This window comes from Pseudomonas sp. GW822-FHT02E03, from assembly GCF_058802325.1.
Window position 1 is genome coordinate 30,196 of record NZ_JBXAOA010000041.1, and the last position, 17,919, is coordinate 48,114.

At 58.1% G+C, this 17,919-nt stretch carries 12 protein-coding genes; 8 read left to right on the forward strand and 4 right to left on the reverse strand.

Annotated elements, in window-relative coordinates; all coding sequences use genetic code 11:
- Positions 1 to 60: 60 nt before the first annotated feature.
- The 3 genes from AC1RQB_RS23075 to AC1RQB_RS23085 form a co-directional block, all read right to left on the reverse strand.
- Positions 61 to 1,311, reverse strand: coding sequence for a ribonucleotide-diphosphate reductase subunit beta (locus AC1RQB_RS23075; protein WP_007905373.1), 1,251 nt, complete (start codon positions 1,309 to 1,311; stop codon positions 61 to 63).
- A gap of 645 nt (positions 1,312 to 1,956) precedes the next feature.
- Positions 1,957 to 2,229 carry a hypothetical protein gene (locus AC1RQB_RS23080; RefSeq protein WP_008071858.1) on the reverse strand — a complete coding sequence of 91 codons (273 nt, stop codon included), beginning with the start codon at positions 2,227 to 2,229 and terminating at the stop codon, positions 1,957 to 1,959.
- A 190-nt stretch (positions 2,230 to 2,419) separates the two neighbouring features.
- Positions 2,420 to 2,683 (reverse strand): DUF2790 domain-containing protein, encoded by a 264-nt coding sequence (locus AC1RQB_RS23085; protein ID WP_008071855.1) that lies wholly within the window; start codon positions 2,681 to 2,683, stop codon positions 2,420 to 2,422.
- A 467-nt stretch (positions 2,684 to 3,150) separates the two neighbouring features.
- Between AC1RQB_RS23085 and acs the strand changes: the two genes are divergently transcribed.
- From acs to argR, 7 genes are all read left to right on the forward strand, one after another.
- Positions 3,151 to 5,106, forward strand: coding sequence for an acetate--CoA ligase (gene acs, locus AC1RQB_RS23090; RefSeq protein ID WP_008071854.1), 1,956 nt, complete (start codon positions 3,151 to 3,153; stop codon positions 5,104 to 5,106).
- A 701-nt stretch (positions 5,107 to 5,807) separates the two neighbouring features.
- Positions 5,808 to 6,581 carry an ABC transporter substrate-binding protein gene (locus AC1RQB_RS23095; protein ID WP_063342827.1) on the forward strand — a complete coding sequence of 258 codons (774 nt, stop codon included), beginning with the start codon at positions 5,808 to 5,810 and terminating at the stop codon, positions 6,579 to 6,581.
- A gap of 90 nt (positions 6,582 to 6,671) precedes the next feature.
- Entirely contained in the window at positions 6,672 to 7,361 is a 690-nt protein-coding gene (locus AC1RQB_RS23100) for an ABC transporter permease (protein WP_063342828.1), read from the forward strand.
- Positions 7,358 to 8,056 (forward strand): ABC transporter permease, encoded by a 699-nt coding sequence (locus AC1RQB_RS23105; protein ID WP_063342829.1) that lies wholly within the window; start codon positions 7,358 to 7,360, stop codon positions 8,054 to 8,056. Before AC1RQB_RS23100 ends, AC1RQB_RS23105 begins: the two co-directional genes overlap by 4 nt.
- Before the next feature lies 1 nt (position 8,057).
- On the forward strand, positions 8,058 to 9,170 hold the full coding sequence (locus AC1RQB_RS23110; protein WP_008071848.1) for a M14 family metallopeptidase: 1,113 nt from the start codon (positions 8,058 to 8,060) through the stop codon (positions 9,168 to 9,170).
- Positions 9,171 to 9,197: 27 nt separating this feature from the next.
- Positions 9,198 to 9,962, forward strand: a complete 765-nt coding sequence (locus AC1RQB_RS23115) for an ABC transporter ATP-binding protein (protein WP_007904680.1) — start codon at positions 9,198 to 9,200, stop codon at positions 9,960 to 9,962.
- A gap of 245 nt (positions 9,963 to 10,207) precedes the next feature.
- Positions 10,208 to 11,188 carry a transcriptional regulator ArgR gene (gene argR / locus AC1RQB_RS23120; protein WP_008071845.1) on the forward strand — a complete coding sequence of 327 codons (981 nt, stop codon included), beginning with the start codon at positions 10,208 to 10,210 and terminating at the stop codon, positions 11,186 to 11,188.
- Positions 11,189 to 11,222: 34 nt separating this feature from the next.
- On the opposite strand, the gene AC1RQB_RS23125 is transcribed toward argR, so the two are convergent.
- Complete coding sequence (locus tag AC1RQB_RS23125) at positions 11,223 to 16,223, reverse strand: dermonecrotic toxin domain-containing protein (RefSeq protein WP_310650421.1); 5,001 nt, start codon at positions 16,221 to 16,223, stop codon at positions 11,223 to 11,225.
- 339 nt (positions 16,224 to 16,562) lie between these two features.
- Between AC1RQB_RS23125 and AC1RQB_RS23130 the strand changes: the two genes are divergently transcribed.
- Complete coding sequence (locus AC1RQB_RS23130) at positions 16,563 to 17,783, forward strand: aspartate aminotransferase family protein (RefSeq protein ID WP_007904683.1); 1,221 nt, start codon at positions 16,563 to 16,565, stop codon at positions 17,781 to 17,783.
- Positions 17,784 to 17,919 lie beyond the last annotated feature (136 nt).

Sequence of the window (17,919 nt, forward strand, 5' to 3'; positions counted from 1 at the left end):
TTTGCTTTTTTGACTTGTCGACTCAGGCAGCAAATCGTCAAAACGTGGCGAGCGAGGCTATTAATCCCAGCTCAACGCCCCACCAGTCTGATACTCAATAACTCTCGTCTCAAAGAAATTCTTCTCTTTCTTCAAGTCCATGATCTCGCTCATCCAAGGGAACGGGTTAGTCGTCCCTGGATACTCTTCCTTCAAACCAATCTGCGACAACCGACGGTTAGCAATGAACTTGAGGTAATCCTCCATCATCGCCGCATTCATGCCCAACACCCCACGAGGCATGGTGTCACGAGCGTATTCAATCTCCAGCTGAGTCCCCTGCAGAATCATCTGCGAAGCTTCTTCCTTCATCTCAGCATCCCACAAGTGCGGGTTTTCGATTTTGATCTGGTTGATCACGTCGATGCCGAAGTTCAGGTGCATGGATTCGTCGCGCAGGATGTACTGGAACTGCTCGGCGACGCCGGTCATTTTGTTGCGGCGGCCCATGGAGAGGATCTGGGTGAAGCCGCAGTAGAAGAAGATGCCTTCCAGAACGCAGTAGTAGGCGATCAGGTTGCGCAGCAGCTCTTTGTCGGTTTCGACGGTGCCGGTTTCGAACTTCGGATCGGAGATCGAACGGGTGTATTTCAGGCCCCAGGTGGCTTTTTTCGCGACCGATGGGATCTCGTGGTACATGTTGAAGATTTCGCCTTCATCCATGGCCAACGATTCGATGCAGTACTGGTAAGCGTGGGTGTGGATCGCCTCTTCGAAGGCCTGGCGCAAGATGTATTGGCGGCATTCCGGGTTGGTGATCAGGCGGTACACGGCCAGGACCAGGTTGTTGGCAACCAGGGAGTCGGCGGTGGAGAAGAAGCCGAGGTTGCGCATCACGATGCGGCGCTCGTCGTCGGTCAGGCCTTCCGGGTCTTTCCAGAGGGCGATGTCGGCGGTCATGTTGACTTCTTGCGGCATCCAGTGGTTTGCGCAACCGTCCAGATACTTCTGCCAGGCCCAGTCGTACTTGAACGGTACGAGTTGGTTGAGGTCGGCACGGCAGTTGATCATGCGCTTTTCGTCGACAGCAACGCGGGCAGAGGCGCCTTCGAGTTCGGCGAGGCCTTCGGCGACGTCGAGGGTGTCCAGGGCAGCTTTGGCACGGGCGATTGCGGCAGAGTCGGTCGCGGTAACAGCGCGAGCTTCTTGAGCGGCGACACCACCAGCGGTGTCGAGTCGGTCCATGTTGGCTTCAGTCGCGTGGCCGGCGTTGGCGCCTTTTACCACGGTCTCGCCGCTGTCTTCTTTGTCGAATTCGTCCCAGCTCAGCATGACGTGTCGTCTCCTGCGTGAGGGCCAGATTGCCCGTGTGAAAACTGATAGGTTGGTTTTTCACACAGCCGTTTCTGGCCGCGTTGGATCTAAAGGAATCGTTTTTTGCAGCAGTACAACGCAGGCAATAAACAGAATTTTGTACGGGTGTTCCGAAGCCGCCGATGGGCGCAGAAAATGTGAACCGCTCTGCGTGGGCTTCAGACTGGCTTTTCACCCCTGTAAGGGAATATTGCAGGCCCGTTTAAGTCCGCATTATAAGGAAATTTTCGGCCCCGTGGTGCGGCGAAATGGCACTCGCAGCGGTCGGTGGGGGGCGTTTTCAGGTTGGAGCGAGGGTTTACAGGGCTTTGGCGGAGGAAGTTTTTTTTTCGCCTGTTTTGGCTGGTTTTTGACGGTGAGGGCTGGGTGTTCGCGTGGTTATGGTCTGCTGTTGTGTTGCAAGCCAGGTGGGGCGGGGCTTTCGGGGGAGAGGAGCCGTTTTTGTGGGGGGAGTTTTTGGCTAAAAATGTTCTTGAAATCGATTGCTCAAAAAACAACCAGAAACGGCATTTTTTACTACATGTAGTGGTTTTGGTCGATTTTTGACCACTCCAGACACAACTAAGCCCGACCTAAGTCGGGCTGTGATGTCGCTTTCGGTTTTCAGCTGAAACGAGCGGCACCTACGTGATCAGAACCATCGGCAGCGACCTTGGCAGCGCCGGTGTGATCAAAGCCGTCAGCAGCGACTTTGGCAGCGCCAGTGTGATCAAAACCATCGGAAGCGAAAGAGGCCGAGCCAGTGTGGTCGTAACCGTCAGAAGCGACAGCCGCTTCAGTGAAAGTAGCCGAACCAGTGTGGTCGTAACCATCGGCGGCGAAGGTGTTGGCGGCCAGGACGGAAAGGGTCAGGGCGAGGATCAGTTTGGTTTTCATGGTGGTATCTCCAGGTTCGTTGGCGTGTGTGCCTTGTGTGGAATTCATCCTACGCCAACTATTTTGATTAAAAAGCGCAAATAAACGCTTAAAACAATCGTATTTGTAGATGTAATGCTCGGCGCTTCATCTGCCTTGAAGGCGGGGGGGGGGGGGTGGGTCGAGCCTTGATAAATAAGAGGGGGGCGGATCAGCCGTTAGAGCAGCCGTTGCCCATGACGCTGTAGCGCAGAATGTGTCGCTGACCTTTGGAGTCGTCGTATTCCATTTTGGCTGGAACCACTTCGCAGACATTCGGGATTTCGCTCATCGATATGACTTTGGCGATGTCCAGGTGGGTGGAGTAGGTGTATTCCTCGATAGCGGGTTGTTGCTGTGCGACATCAGTCGGGACCTCATCCGCCATGGCGGTTAAGCACAGACTGCTGAGGACCAGAACCCATAAAGCTTTCATTTCAAATTTACCTTTCTGAGGTCGAATGGGGTCACGCAATCTTTTTGGGATTGCGTGTGGAGCTTTAATAAAGAGTCTTGGATTAACTGCCTTCGTGGGGGCTGCAACTGGGTTAATCACGTTGCCGTGTTGGCGAGACCGATTTTAGGCCTGAGGGGGGCGTGCATATAGCCGTGCTTTTGATAAACACTTTTGGCAGATTTGGTAACAATCCCCGAGAGCCCGCCCGAATCCACTGCGTAGAATCTGCCGAAGATTGCGATCTTTCGACTTAAAAAGCCGAAGATCAAAAGATCACAGGCTTCGCCTGCTTCCACGCAGGCCCTAATAGCCGGGTTTGAGCGCCTTGTTGCGGTATAGCCACATTTTGTAGGGGCTTGTTACTACCATCGTCGAATGGTTCTATAGGCCCCGCCCGGCTACAACTGGGGGCATACAAAAACAACTATTCCACCGAGGTAAGAAAGATGAGTGCGGCTTCTTTGTATCCCGTTCGTCCCGAGGTTCTAGCCAACACGCTGACTGACGAGGCCACCTATAAGGCCATGTACCAGCAGTCGGTCGTCAACCCGGACGGCTTCTGGCGTGAACAAGCCAAGCGCCTCGACTGGATCAAGCCTTTCACTACGGTGAAGCAGACGTCCTTCGACGATCACCATGTCGACATCAAATGGTTCGCCGACGGCACGCTGAACGTTTCCTACAACTGCCTCGACCGTCATCTGGCCGAGCGCGGCGATCAAATCGCGATCATTTGGGAAGGGGATGACCCTGCCGAAAGCCGCAACATCACTTACCGCGAGCTGCACGAACAAGTCTGCAAGTTCGCCAACGCCTTGCGCGGCCAGGATGTGCACCGCGGCGACGTGGTGACGATCTATATGCCGATGATCCCCGAAGCCGTGGTCGCCATGCTGGCCTGCACCCGGATCGGCGCGATTCACTCGGTGGTGTTCGGCGGTTTCTCTCCGGAAGCCCTGGCCGGTCGCATTATCGACTGCCGCTCGAAAGTGGTGATCACCGCTGACGAAGGCGTACGTGCCGGCAAGAAGATTCCGCTCAAGGCCAACGTCGACGACGCGCTGACCAACCCGGAAACCAGCAGCATCCAGAAAGTCATCGTGTGCAAGCGCACGGGTGGCGACATCAAGTGGAACCAGCACCGCGACATCTGGTTTGAAGACCTGATGAAAGTGGCGGGCACCGTGTGTGCACCGAAAGAGATGGGCGCTGAAGAAGCGCTGTTCATCCTTTATACCTCCGGTTCCACCGGCAAGCCGAAGGGCGTGCAGCACACCACCGGCGGTTACCTGCTGTATGCGGCGATGACCCACGAGCGCGTGTTCGACTACCGTCCGGGTGAAATCTACTGGTGCACCGCCGACGTCGGCTGGGTTACTGGCCACTCGTATATCGTCTACGGCCCGCTGGCCAACGGCGCGACCACGTTGCTGTTCGAAGGCGTACCGAATTACCCGGACATCACCCGGGTGGCGAAGATCGTCGACAAACACAAGGTCAACATTCTCTACACCGCACCGACCGCGATCCGCGCGATGATGGCCTCGGGCACCGCCGCCGTTGAAGGCGCCGATGGCAGCAGCCTGCGTCTGTTGGGGTCGGTGGGCGAGCCGATCAACCCGGAAGCCTGGGACTGGTACTACAAGAATGTCGGCCAATCCCGTTGCCCTATCGTCGATACCTGGTGGCAGACCGAAACCGGCGGCAACATGATGAGCCCGCTGCCGGGCGCTCACGCCCTCAAGCCGGGTTCTGCGGCGCGTCCGTTCTTCGGCGTGGTGCCCGCCCTGGTGGATAACCTGGGCAACATCGTCGAAGGCGAGGCCGAGGGCAACCTGGTGATTCTCGATTCGTGGCCAGGCCAGGCGCGTACGCTGTTTGGCGACCATGACCGCTTCGTCGACACCTATTTCAAGACGTTCCGTGGCATGTACTTCACCGGTGACGGTGCGCGTCGTGACGCAGACGGTTACTACTGGATCACCGGTCGCGTGGATGACGTGCTTAACGTATCCGGCCACCGCATGGGTACCGCCGAGATCGAAAGCGCGATGGTCGCGCACCCGAAAGTCGCCGAAGCGGCGGTGGTTGGTGTGCCGCATGACATCAAGGGGCAGGGCATTTATGTCTACGTCACGTTGAATGCTGGCGAAGAGCCGAGCGAGCAATTGCGCCTGGAGCTGAAAAACTGGGTGCGCAAGGAAATTGGTCCGATTGCTTCGCCGGATGTCATCCAGTGGGCGCCGGGGCTGCCGAAAACCCGTTCGGGCAAGATCATGCGCCGGATTCTGCGCAAGATAGCGACGGCCGAATACGATGGGTTGGGGGATATTTCGACCTTGGCCGATCCGGGTGTGGTGCAGCATCTGATTGATACGCACAAGACCATGAACGTCGCGTAAGCACGGTTCTGAGTTAGTGAAAGCCCCATCCGGTGTCGTGCCGGATGGGGCTTTTTTGGTCTGTGATTTTTGTTTTGGCTGTCCGGGCGGGCCTCATCGCGGGCAAGCCCGCTCCCACAGGTTTTCGGAATTGATTGAGATTGCTCGCACGCCACAAATCCTTGTGGGAGCGGGCTTGCCCGCGATGAGGCCAGGTCCGACACCCCATAAACAACGACCAATAATTATCGGCTTCCTATGTAGGCCATTTCCCACTGTTACCCATCACCCTTCAAGTAACTGAATGTGTAACCGCCCGCCCGATAACGAGGCATTGGGAAACGCAAAGCCCCGTCACAGGGCCTCTAAACCCGGCATGAAAAATAAGACACTACGCTGCGCTTGCCGGATTAGAAGGGTTTGCCAATAATAGGCCCGCAATTTGCAATATAGATCGGTTCACTGTCTTTTGCTCTTGCATGAAATTGCAAGGCTGTCAACGCGTTCAAGCGGCTTTCTCAGTGCATCTGTAATTTGTTGTCGCATTGAAGAAATATCGGCTTCGGGCCTGTCGTTAGAATGCCGATCACTCGCTCGTCGTTGCCTGTGTTGAAATCAGCGCACGGTTCCTAGGACGCAGCACCGCTTTGCGGTTTAACCCATTCGCATATTGGGCTGTCGCTCACTCTGCCGTTTTTGCCCTTTACCGATGGAGTCCCAAGATGAAGAAACTCGTGCTGCTTGGCGCCCTGGCACTGTCCGTGCTGTCCCTGCCGACCTTCGCCGATGAAAAACCTCTGAAAATCGGTATCGAAGCGGCTTACCCTCCGTTCGCCTCCAAAGCACCGGATGGCAGCATCGTGGGTTTTGACTACGACATCGGCAACGCCCTGTGCGAAGAGATGAAGGTCAAGTGCGTGTGGGTCGAGCAAGAGTTCGACGGCCTGATCCCGGCACTCAAGGTGCGCAAGATCGACGCGATCCTGTCGTCCATGTCGATCACCGAAGACCGCAAGAAGTCCGTGGACTTCACCAACAAGTATTACAACACCCCGGCTCGCCTGGTCATGAAGGCTGGCACTGCAGTCAGCGAAAACCTGGCTGAGTTGAAGGGCAAGAACATCGGCGTGCAACGTGGTTCGATCCACGAGCGTTTCGCCCGCGAAGTCCTGGCCCCGCTGGGTGCCGAGATCAAGCCTTACGGTTCGCAGAACGAAATCTACCTCGACGTGGCTGCTGGCCGCCTCGACGGCACCGTGGCAGACGCTACCCTGCTGGATGACGGTTTCCTGAAAACCGACGCCGGCAAAGGTTTCGCCTTCGTTGGCCCGGCCTTCACCGACGTCAAATACTTCGGCGACGGCGTGGGTATCGCGGTTCGCAAGGGCGACGCGCTGAAAGACAAGATCAACACTGCGATCGCGGCCATTCGCGAGAACGGCAAGTACAAGCAAATCCAGGACAAGTACTTCGCCTTCGATATCTACGGCAAGTAATCGTCCCCGCAACACGTGCGAAATGGCGCAAGCAACAGGATCTCTGAGGTTTGCGCCATTTTTTCATCCCAACTTTCGAGGACCTGAATCATGTTGAAAGGCTACGGGGCTGTCATCCTCGATGGCGTATGGCTGACGCTTCAGCTCGCCTTGTCGTCCATGGTCCTGGCCATTGTTCTGGGGCTGATCGGCGTTGCGCTGCGTCTGTCCCCGATACGCTGGCTGGCATGGCTGGGCGACCTGTACTCCACGGTGATCCGCGGGATTCCCGATCTGGTGCTGATCCTGCTGATTTTCTACGGCGGCCAGGACCTGCTCAACCGCGTGGCGCCGATGTTCGGCTATGACGATTACATCGACCTGAACCCGTTGGCCGCCGGTATCGGCACCCTGGGTTTCATCTTCGGTGCGTACCTGTCGGAAACCTTCCGTGGTGCCTTCATGGCAATCCCGAAGGGGCAGGCAGAAGCCGGCATGGCGTACGGCATGAGCAGTTTTCAGGTGTTCTTCCGGGTGTTGGTGCCGCAGATGATTCGTCTGGCGATTCCGGGTTTTACCAACAACTGGCTGGTACTGACCAAGGCGACCGCGCTGATTTCGGTGGTCGGTCTGCAAGACATGATGTTCAAGGCCAAGCAGGCGGCAGATGCTACCCGCGAGCCTTTCACCTTCTTCCTCGCAGTGGCGGCGATGTACCTGGTGATCACCAGCGTCTCGTTGCTGGCATTGCGTCACCTTGAGAAGCGCTACTCGGTAGGCGTAAGGGCGGCTGATCTATGATCTTCGACTACAACGTCATTTGGGAGGCCTTGCCGCTGTACCTCGGCGGCCTGGTGACCACCCTCAAACTGCTCGCGCTGTCGCTGTTCTTCGGTCTGCTGGCGGCACTGCCGCTGGGGCTGATGCGCGTCTCCAAGCAGCCGGTCGTCAACATGAGTGCCTGGCTGTTCACCTACGTGATTCGCGGCACGCCAATGCTGGTGCAGCTGTTTTTGATCTACTACGGCCTGGCGCAATTCGAAGCGGTGCGTGAAAGCTTCCTCTGGCCGTGGCTGTCCAGCGCCACGTTCTGTGCGTGCCTGGCCTTCGCCATCAACACCAGCGCCTACACCGCTGAAATCATCGCCGGCAGCCTGCGTGCCACGCCCAATGGCGAGATCGAAGCGGCCAAGGCCATGGGCATGTCGCGCATCAAAATGTACAAGCGAATCCTGTTGCCATCGGCCCTGCGCCGGGCACTGCCGCAGTACAGCAACGAAGTGATCATGATGCTGCAGACCACCAGTCTGGCGTCCATCGTGACCCTGATCGACATCACCGGTGCCGCGCGCACGGTCAACGCTCAGTTCTACTTGCCGTTCGAAGCCTACATCACCGCCGGCGTGTTCTACCTGTGCCTGACCTTCATTCTGGTGCGCCTGTTCAAGATGGCCGAGCACCGCTGGCTGGGCTATCTGGCCCCGCGGAAGCACTGATATGGAACGCATCGATCATGCATTGCCGTGGAGCCACCTGGGCAGCGAACGCCGGATTTCGGTGTTCCGCTTCGGCGCTGGCGAGCGCAAGGCTTACATCCAGGCCAGTCTGCACGCCGATGAACTGCCGGGGATGCGCACGGCCTGGGAGCTGAAAAAGCGCCTGACCGAACTCGAAGCCCAAGGCTTGCTCAACGGTGTGATCGAACTGGTGCCGGTGGCCAATCCACTGGGCCTGGGTCAACTGCTTCAGGGTAACCATCAGGGGCGATTCGAGGCGGGTAGCGGCAAGAATTTCAACCGGGATTTCGTCGAGCTGAGTGAGCCTGTGGCCGCTGAGCTGCAAGGGCATCTGGGTGACGATCCTCACGCCAATGTCCGTTTGATCCGTGAAACCATGAGCGATGTGCTGGCTGCCTTGCCGCCTGCCGCGAGTCAGTTGCAAGGCATGCAGCGCATCTTGCTCAGCCATGCCTGCACTGCCGATGTGGTGCTGGATTTGCACTGCGATTGCGAAGCGGCGCTGCACATGTACGCCTTGCCGCAACACTGGCCGCATTGGCGTTCGCTGGCTGCACACTTGAACGTCAAGGTCGGGCTGTTGGCGGAAGATTCCGGCGGCAGCTCCTTTGATGAAGCGTGTTCGCTGCCATGGCTGCGTCTGTCGCGTCTGTTTCCGGATGCCCAGATTCCACTGGCCTGCCTGGCGACGACCATCGAGTTGGGCGGCCAATCCGATACCGGCCGCCCAGAGGCAGAGGCTTACGCCGAAGGCATTCTGGCGTTCCTCGCTGAACAAGGGTTGATCAGCGGCGAGTGGCCAAAACCTGCGCAAGACGCTTGCGAAGGCCTGCCGTTCGAAGGCACTGAATTGCTGTTCGCGCCGCATCCGGGCGTGGTGAGTTTCCTGCGTAAACCCGGTGAGTGGGTTGAGGCGGGCGACGAGATTTTTGAAGTGATCGATCCGTTATCGGATCGGGTCAGCACGGTGTGTGCTGGTACGTCCGGGGTGCTGTTTGCCATTGAACGGCTGCGTTATGCCCAACCCGGTTTCTGGCTGGCCAAGGTGGCGGGGCGCGAAGCGCTGCGTCACGGGCGCTTGCTCAACGACTGACTGACTGTTTTTGTGAGAACCGACCGCATGTACAAACTTGAAGTCCAAGACCTGCATAAACGCTATGGCAGTCACGAAGTGCTCAAGGGCGTGTCCCTGAAAGCGGCGGCTGGCGATGTGATCAGCATCATCGGCTCCAGTGGCTCCGGCAAAAGTACTTTCCTGCGCTGCATCAACCTGCTCGAGCAACCGCACGCCGGCAAGATTCTGCTTAACAACGAAGAGCTGAAGCTGGTCGCCAACAAGGACGGCGCGCTGAAAGCCGCCGACCCGAAACAGCTGCAACGCATGCGTTCGCGCCTGTCGATGGTGTTCCAGCATTTCAACCTGTGGTCGCACATGACCGCGATGGAAAACATCATGGAAGCGCCGGTCCACGTGCTCGGCATGTCCAAGACCGAAGCCCGCGAGAAGGCCGAGCACTACCTGAACAAGGTCGGCGTTGCTCATCGCAAAGACGCTTACCCGGGCCACATGTCCGGCGGTGAACAACAGCGTGTGGCCATTGCCCGTGCGCTGGCGATGGAGCCTGAGGTGATGCTGTTCGACGAACCGACTTCGGCCCTCGACCCTGAGTTGGTCGGTGATGTGCTGAAAGTCATGCAGGCCCTGGCGCAGGAAGGCCGGACCATGGTGGTGGTGACGCACGAAATGGGCTTTGCCCGTGAAGTGTCCAACCAGTTGGTGTTCCTGCACAAAGGCGTCGTCGAAGAAAGCGGCAACCCGCGCGAAGTGCTGGTCAATCCGCAGTCCGAGCGTTTGCAACAATTTTTGTCCGGCAGCTTGAAATAATCAGGACTGCCGTTGTGCACCGGGATAGTGCATGCTTCGCGATTTAGAGGCCGGTCCCGATCCCTGTGGGAGCTGGCCTGCCAGCGATAGGGGGGGGCCAGTTTGCATCTTTGGCACAGGCACACCGCCATCGCTGGCAGGCCAGCTCCCACAGTTTGATTTCCATCGGTTTCAAGATTTGTGTTCATTTACGGGCTAGCCTTGGCCCATGCCTTCATTCTGTTCTTTGCTTCGGATTGCCCGCCATGACTGCCCATCGAATTGGTTTCCTGATTTGGCCCAGCACTAAAGCTCTGACGCTTGCGCTGGCTGAGGAGGCCTTGCGTGTTGCCCAGCGTGTGCATCCGGACGTTGTTTACGAACTGTCGTTTTTGCAGGCCGAACCACCGACCGAAGGCGCCTGGCAATTGCCGGGTGAACCGTGGGCCGGCAAGCTCGAAAACTTCCAGAAACTGTTCCTGCTCGCCGATGAGCCGCCGACCTCGCTCGCGCCAGCGCTCAGCAGTGGACTGAAACAACTGGTGCGCGCCGGGTGTGTAATCGGCGGGTTGTCGGCCGGTGTTTACCCATTGGCGCAATTGGGTTTGCTCGACGGTTATCGCGCTGCCGTGCATTGGCGCTGGCAAGACGATTTCGCCGAGCGTTTCCCGAAGGTGATTGCCACCAGTCACCTGTTCGACTGGGATCGCGATCGCTTGACCGCGTGCGGCGGCATGTCGGTACTCGACCTGTTGTTGGCGGTGCTGGCCCGCGATCACGGCGCCGAACTGGCCGGTGCGGTGTCGGAAGAGCTGGTGGTCGAGCGCATCCGCGAGGGCGGCGAACGCCAACGCATTCCGCTGCAGAACCGCCTCGGTTCCAGTCATCCGAAGCTCACCCAGGCGGTGTTGCTGATGGAAGCCAACATCGAAGAGCCGCTGACCACTGACGAAATCGCCCAGCACGTGTGCGTATCGCGTCGGCAGCTGGAGCGCATCTTCAAGCAATACCTCAACCGTGTGCCGAGCCAGTACTACCTGGAGCTGCGCCTGAACAAGGCCCGGCAGATGTTGATGCAAACCAGCAAGTCGATCATCCAGATCGGCCTGTCGTGTGGCTTTTCTTCGGGGCCGCATTTCTCCAGCGCCTACCGCAACTTCTTCGGCGCCACGCCCCGGGAAGATCGCAACCAGCGGCGCAGCAGCAGCCCGTTCGAGTTGTCATCGGTGCCGTCAGAGCGCGGTTGAATCTGCGCCGGGCTGCACTCGAATCAGGCGTTGATTATTCCTCAACCTCTGAGTTTCCAGAAGATGACATCTCCAGTTGCGCGTTATCGATGATTTCATCATGCCCGAAGTCAACGTTGTTCAACCTGAAGTAATCAAAGAGTCGTCGAAGGCTGTCTTCGGACAACGGATTCCCTCTCAGGTTGAGGCTTTCGCCAATTTCCATCGGCAGCTCCAGAATGTCGCTGGGTATCTCAATGATCGCGTTTGCGCTCAGATCGACCACTTCCAGAAACTCAAGTTGCAGCAGCCCCGGGGGAAACTCAGTGATGCCGGTGCTGTTTAACAGCAGTACGGTAAGCTCGGGCATCTGACTGACGTCAGGTGTCAGCCCCAATGGGTTGTTGCTCAGCTCCAGATAGTCAAGGCGCTCCATTTGCGCCAGTTCGAGCAGGGTTTGCGTGGTCAGGGTGAGTTGACACCGGGTCAGGGCCAATGCTGTCAGATCACCCATCCTGAAAACGGCGTCGGGGATTTCGTTCAGTGTGTATTCGCGGATGGTCAGGCTTTTGAGACGGGGGAAGCATTCCAGAAAACGCCCGGCCCCTGAGGTCATGCCGGCGCTACTGTGTAAATAGAGCAGTGTGACGTGACTGAAGTCGGCGCTCAGCACCGGCAGGTTGCCAGTGATGTTGATGGTCAGTGTCAAATCATAGGTGGGTGTCAGTGTCGCGTTGAAGCCATCCACATTGGTTTCATGGCGCCAGCAACGCTCCAGAATCCGTTTGGTTTCAATTCGGTTCAACTCTTCGAATACCCGCTCCACGTCCGTCAAGGCTTGGCCAGAAACCGGGTGGTGGGTGGGAATGTCCTGGGTCCAGATTTCCAGGGTGGTCCTCAGCGTTTCGAACTCGCCTTCCAGGCGTGTCAGCTCTGTTTGACCTTCTTGCAGTGTGCCAGGCAGGCGATAAATGAAATCGCTGGCTCGCTCTTGATCCAGTCGCGGATAGAGTCGTTGTAGTCGTTGGATATCCGCCTGTTCAGCAAAGACACCGAAGTCACGGCCGGTCTTGACGAAGTAGCGCTTGATGCGTTCGCGATCTGCTGCGCAAATCGGGTTGCCGCCCAAGTCAAAGCCATTCTGTATGTCCGGTGGCAATTCGAAGAGGGCGGCAGGCAGTTCCGGGATTCGATTGTCATTGAGCAGGGCGGTTCGAAGGTGGGGGCGCGTCAGCAAACCGGTGGGGATGCTGGAGACGCCGGTCCCTGCCACATCGATGTAATCCAGATAGGGCATGTTTTCGACGTTGGGGAGTAACCCCAGCGGATTTTGATACAGATCCAGTGTTGTCAGCTCGCCCAGCGCAGCGAGTGTCGCCTGGCTCTGCGGGGTGAGGGTGAGCGCACAGTCGCTGATAATCAGTTCGTTGAGGTGCGGCCATTGGGTGATGGCGTCCGGGAGATTGCCAAGGTTGAAATTGCGCAGGGCCAAACGATGCAGCCCGAAGAAGCGTTTCAAGAATCCATTCACGCCCCGAGTGGCTCGATGGCCGGTCAATGAGAGGTTGCTCACGTGCGTGAAATCGGCGCTCAGCACCGGGAGTTCGCCCAAAATCGGCCGTGAAAAAATAAAATCGACGTGCCAGGTGTCGGTCAGGGGGTGGGAGGCCTGCCGACGCCAGCAGTCGAGCAGCTGGTTCATGAACTGCCTGCGATTGCGTTGTTGTGTGGTGAACTGGTTGGCGACGATTCTGACATCGGTATCCGGGATATACAGCGGGATATCGCCGGTCCAGAGTTGCAGTTCATCGACGAGCCTTTCGTGTTCGCCGATCAGTCGCGTCAATTCTGCTCGCGGTCCGCTCGGATGCAGTTGTAGCCGTTCGACGTACGCCTGCAGTTCCTCGGCCCAAAGATGGGGGAACAGACTATGGGCTCTGTCTTGTAACGTCGGTGACTGGCTCGGCATACGCCGATAGCCGTCGGAGCCGCCCAACAGGCGCATCACTGACGGGTCGTAAGTGGGTTTGAAGATGGGGTGATGCGATAGTCGTGTGCGCAACTCATCGCGGCTTAAGGCATGTTCGCGGATCGATTGTTTGAGTTTTTCACCCTCGCCGATGTGGATCTTCAGCGCGGTACGCTCCGGGTCGGGGAATGCCTGCAGCAGGCTGGCATACAGGTCGCTGGCGGAATTGAGTGCCTGGCCTGTCTCGTCATAGGCCTGAAACGAGCCCTCTTCAGTCATGACCAGGACTTTGCGCAGCGACGCATCTACGTTGCCGACGCTGTCGATCAGCTGTCCCTCATAGCGGTACTGCCGGAGTTCGATGCGCAGTTGCCCCGACCAGCCCGGTAAACGTTCGAGCGAGTGCAGGGCCAGTCGCTGTGTGTCGAGGTTATCGGCGGTCGACTTAAGCTCAAGGCCTTCGTAGGCGCGTGTCACCCGTGTTTGCAAAGCGGCCTCACGGCTCAGTTCCACCAGTCGTCCGGGCAATGTTCCCTGTTTGAGCTGTTGCAGTTCCTGATCGCTCGCCGTGTCGAGCACTGCTTCTGCGAGGCTCGTCGGCAGGCCGGGTTCGGCATTGATGATGGTGTGTGCCAGGGCGCGAGCGCCGCGTTCGAGTTTGCGATAGCGATAGTCGAACAAGATGGCTCTTTTGCGTTCGACAATCTCAGCCAGCGTGCGACGCAGTGTGCGAGTGCGGGTGTCGAGACGGGCGACGGGGGCACCGAACTCCTCGCCCATCAGCGTTTTTATTTCGGCTTCATCCAGTGTCAGAAGAAACGTTTTGAGCAAGTCGCCGTCGTTCATTTGGGTGACATCGATTTGCAGGTCCGGCACCGCGGAGCCGGGGCTTTGCCAGAGGGTTTGAGCCTTTTCATCAATCAGGCGCAGGCCTTTGCGCTCGGGCCAGTAGCCGTTTTCGTGGAGTAATTCCAGCTGTGTCACGGGATCGGCCTTGAGGAAGTCTTCAGGCCGGTCGCTGTTCATCTGTTCGATAAAGGTTTGAATGTCCTGTTCGATCCTGAACCGTTTGAGGGTGTCGGCAAGCATGGGTGACAGCCGTTCGACATCCGTGTGCATCTTGCGCAGCGTGTTTTCATCGTCGCCGCTGATCTTGAGCATGCGCTCACGCTCGATGACGGAAAAACGTTCCATGTCGGGACCGATACGGCGCAACAACTTGGCCTGATCCCATTCCAGCGGTTGCTCCAGCTCGGTTTGCCAGGCGCCCTCGCCATTGTGTTTAAGCGCTGGTTTATAGGCGTCGGGGCGAGTCGGGTGGTCGATGCGGTGCTGGCCGGTTTGCGGATCCTCGATCACGGCATAGAGTTTGTCTTCCAGCCTCAACAGGGATTTGCCCTGATGGTTGTGCAGCCCGCGTTCGTCGGTTGGCGAACCCTTGGGCAGTTCTGCGCGTTGTTCGAACGGCGCCAGATCGGGCTTCCAGTAGCGGGTTTCGCCATTCGGTGTCTTGACCGGTTTGAAACGGTCAATGAACTCAACGACTTCTCGAGGCAGGACTGAGCGAAACTCCCCTACGACAAGGGCGCCTCCTACTGCCAAAGTGCCCAGTTGGACCGCGGACTGAACCGTCTCCATAAAATGCTCGAGCGCTTGATCTGTCAGGCCTTCTGCCCAGTCGACGATGCCTTCGAAGGTTTCGTCGAGCAATTGATATGCCATGTAGCCCAGCATCAGTTCGCCGAGGAACGGCACGAACGGCAGGGCGACAAAGGCTGCAATGTTCAGCAGCGCCGAGGCAACGTCGGTGAAGGAGTCCCATAACGCCCATCGGGCTTTTTGGTCGACCAGGGCAGTGGATACTGCGATGACCCGTGCATCGTTGAGGATCTTGTCCAGTTTGCGTTGGTAGAGATGAGTCCACAGATCGCCCTGGATTGGCACTGCCGCCATTTGCAGGTTCACGCGCTGGTCTGGATTGTCTCTCCACGTGGGGCGCGAATCGCCAGGTTGAAGCGGTTGCCAGGTGATGGGGGTGAGGCGGTTGTTCAACTGAGCGAAAAAGTGCCCGCGATCCTCATGGTCGATAAAGCGACTGAAGAATTGTTGATAGTCATGATTGCGCAAACGCTGGATCAGTTCCTGGGCGAATGCGCCGGTGGAGGAATACTCCTTGATCGGGTGTTCGGGGTCGTCGGGAATATAGGCCACTACCCGAACCGTTTCGTGCGAACGCTCCAGATCCGGGGCAAACAGCACGATACCGGTCAGGTTGGCGTTCATGATTGTCAGTTCATGGCAGCCCCATTCCTGGCCGCGCAGGCGCAAGTGTTGCAGGCCATCCAATAAGCCAAGGATCAGTTGATGAACAGCACCGCCAAGCTTGTTTTGCATGTACGCCATTTGCAGGGCGGCGGTGAGTGCCGCTTTCTGGCTGTTGCGAACTTTGGATTGCATGACCGCTGTCGCCACCGGATTGCGCAGGCCCAGGTTTTCTTCGAGGTGCTCTTTGTAGCGCTCGCCAATATCCAGTTCCCGGCACAATCGGGTAAATGCAGCGATGGGCATTTTTTGCAGGATATGCGGCAGTTGTTTGAATTGCCCGGTGGAAGAAGGCGGGGTGATATAGGTGGAAGCGGACTCAAAGGCTTGGTCTGTCGTCTCGCTGCTTTCAAAATTGTGCAGGGCGGCATCCAGCAGCGACACGGTCCAGATGCGTGCTGCCCCGGACTTCAATCGCAGCCAGGGAATGCGGGCAGGAATATAAAGACGCAAAAAGGTATGGCTGACATCCAGTTCCAGCCCAAAGCGTTTCTTGATCTCGGCTGCAAGTATTGGCTCGGCAAAGGTGCTGGCGTTTTGTAGGCGCGCCAAGGCCCGATCGACACGGTTTTGCGCCTCCCAATGCCGTGCATTGAGTTTGCCCAGTTCGACGTGCTGTGCCCTGGAGGCTGCCTTGAGTTCAGCGGGTAGCTGCGATTTGACCTTCAGCAAGGCTTCGCGCTTTTGTGCGTTCGCCTGCATCAGCCAGGAAGGAATGACGCTCATCAGGTGCTGATAGTGCGCATCCGGCCTGAAAGATGGCATCCAAGCGTCTGGGTGTTCGGTGTTCATGTTCATGGAAGAGGTCGTCTGGGTTCGAAAGACCTCTAGAAAAACCCATCAGCCTGAACGGCGTGCGGTACATATTTACCGCCATCGGCAACACCGCATCAGATAGAACTGAGCACGCCTGCCGCAAACCCCGTCAGCAGTTTAAACTGCGCCTTTGCGACGCTATTTGTCGCATTGCCGTAAACCCGGGCAAAACCTGTGTTTGCGCTATAAGAAGTTGTCGCTTGGCGGCAAGGCCGGGCTGAAAACTGTCCTTACAATCCTCACCAAGCTCGCCAGTTTCAGGCGAGTGTTCCTTTTCAGGAGACTCCGATGTCCGTTGAGCACGCTGCGGTAGAACGCGCCGATTTCGACCAAGTAATGGTTCCCAACTACGCACCAGCCGCTTTCATTCCTGTGCGTGGTGCCGGTTCCCGTGTTTGGGACCAGTCTGGCCGTGAGCTGATCGACTTCGCCGGCGGGATTGCCGTTAACGTATTGGGCCATGCGCATCCGGCGCTGGTCGCTGCATTGACCGAGCAAGCGAACAAGTTGTGGCACGTGTCCAACGTGTTCACCAATGAGCCGGCCTTGCGCCTGGCCCATAAGCTGGTCGACGCCACTTTTGCCGAGCGCGTGTTCTTCTGCAACTCCGGCGCCGAAGCCAACGAGGCTGCCTTCAAGCTGGCCCGTCGCGTGGCCCACGACCGTTTTGGTACCGAGAAGTACGAAATCGTTGCCGCGCTCAACAGCTTCCACGGCCGTACCCTGTTCACCGTGAACGTCGGTGGCCAGTCGAAGTACTCCGATGGCTTCGGTCCGAAGATCACCGGCATCACCCACGTGCCTTACAACGATCTGGCCGCGCTCAAAGCCGCTGTTTCCGACAAGACCTGCGCGGTGGTTCTGGAGCCGATCCAGGGCGAAGGCGGCGTACTGCCGGCCGAGCTGTCTTACCTGCAAGGCGCCCGTGAGCTGTGCGATGCGCATAACGCGCTGCTGGTGTTCGACGAAGTTCAGACCGGCATGGGCCGCAGCGGCAAGCTGTTCGCCTACCAGCATTACGGCGTGACCCCGGACATCCTGACCAGCGCCAAGAGCCTGGGCGGAGGTTTCCCGATTGCAGCGATGCTGACCACCGAAGACCTGGCCAAACACCTGGTCGTCGGCACCCACGGCACCACGTATGGCGGCAACCCGCTGGCGTGCGCTGTCGCTGAAGCGGTGATCGATGTGATCAACACGCCCGAAGTGCTGAACGGCGTCAATGCCAAGCACGACAAGTTCAAGACCCGTCTTGAGCAGATCGGCGAGAAGTATGGCCTGTTCACTGAAGTCCGCGGTCTGGGCCTGCTGCTCGGTTGTGTGCTGAGCGATGCCTGGAAAGGCAAGGCCAAAGACATCTTCAACGCCGCCGAGCGTGAAGGCCTGATGATTCTGCAAGCCGGCCCGGACGTGATTCGTTTCGCCCCAAGCCTGGTGGTTGAAGACGCCGATATCGATGCCGGTCTGGACCGCTTCGAGCGTGCGGCAGCAAAACTGACGCAAGCCTGATAGACCTTTCGACGCCTGACTGTTCAGGCGTCGAACCAAATTTTTGTACCGGGCCGGATCAAATGTGGGAGCGGGGGGGGGGGGGGGGGGGGGGGGGGGGGGGGGGGGGGGGGGGGGGGGGGGGGGGGGGGGGGGG

Excerpts from the sequence above, each read along its gene's own strand:
- AC1RQB_RS23075 (WP_007905373.1), bottom strand. The coding sequence starts at position 1,311 with ATGCTGAGCTGGGACGAATTCGACAAAGAAGACAGCGGCGAGACCGTG.
- AC1RQB_RS23085 (WP_008071855.1), bottom strand. The coding sequence starts at position 2,683 with ATGAAAGCTTTATGGGTTCTGGTCCTCAGCAGTCTGTGCTTAACCGCC.
- AC1RQB_RS23080 (WP_008071858.1), bottom strand. The coding sequence starts at position 2,229 with ATGAAAACCAAACTGATCCTCGCCCTGACCCTTTCCGTCCTGGCCGCC.
- AC1RQB_RS23115 (WP_007904680.1), top strand. The coding sequence starts at position 9,198 with ATGTACAAACTTGAAGTCCAAGACCTGCATAAACGCTATGGCAGTCAC.
- acs (WP_008071854.1), top strand. The coding sequence starts at position 3,151 with ATGAGTGCGGCTTCTTTGTATCCCGTTCGTCCCGAGGTTCTAGCCAAC.
- AC1RQB_RS23100 (WP_063342828.1), top strand. The coding sequence starts at position 6,672 with ATGTTGAAAGGCTACGGGGCTGTCATCCTCGATGGCGTATGGCTGACG.
- argR (WP_008071845.1), top strand. The coding sequence starts at position 10,208 with ATGACTGCCCATCGAATTGGTTTCCTGATTTGGCCCAGCACTAAAGCT.
- AC1RQB_RS23130 (WP_007904683.1), top strand. The coding sequence starts at position 16,563 with ATGTCCGTTGAGCACGCTGCGGTAGAACGCGCCGATTTCGACCAAGTA.
- AC1RQB_RS23105 (WP_063342829.1), top strand. The coding sequence starts at position 7,358 with ATGATCTTCGACTACAACGTCATTTGGGAGGCCTTGCCGCTGTACCTC.
- AC1RQB_RS23095 (WP_063342827.1), top strand. The coding sequence starts at position 5,808 with ATGAAGAAACTCGTGCTGCTTGGCGCCCTGGCACTGTCCGTGCTGTCC.
- AC1RQB_RS23110 (WP_008071848.1), top strand. The coding sequence starts at position 8,058 with ATGGAACGCATCGATCATGCATTGCCGTGGAGCCACCTGGGCAGCGAA.
- AC1RQB_RS23125 (WP_310650421.1), bottom strand. The coding sequence starts at position 16,223 with ATGCCATCTTTCAGGCCGGATGCGCACTATCAGCACCTGATGAGCGTC.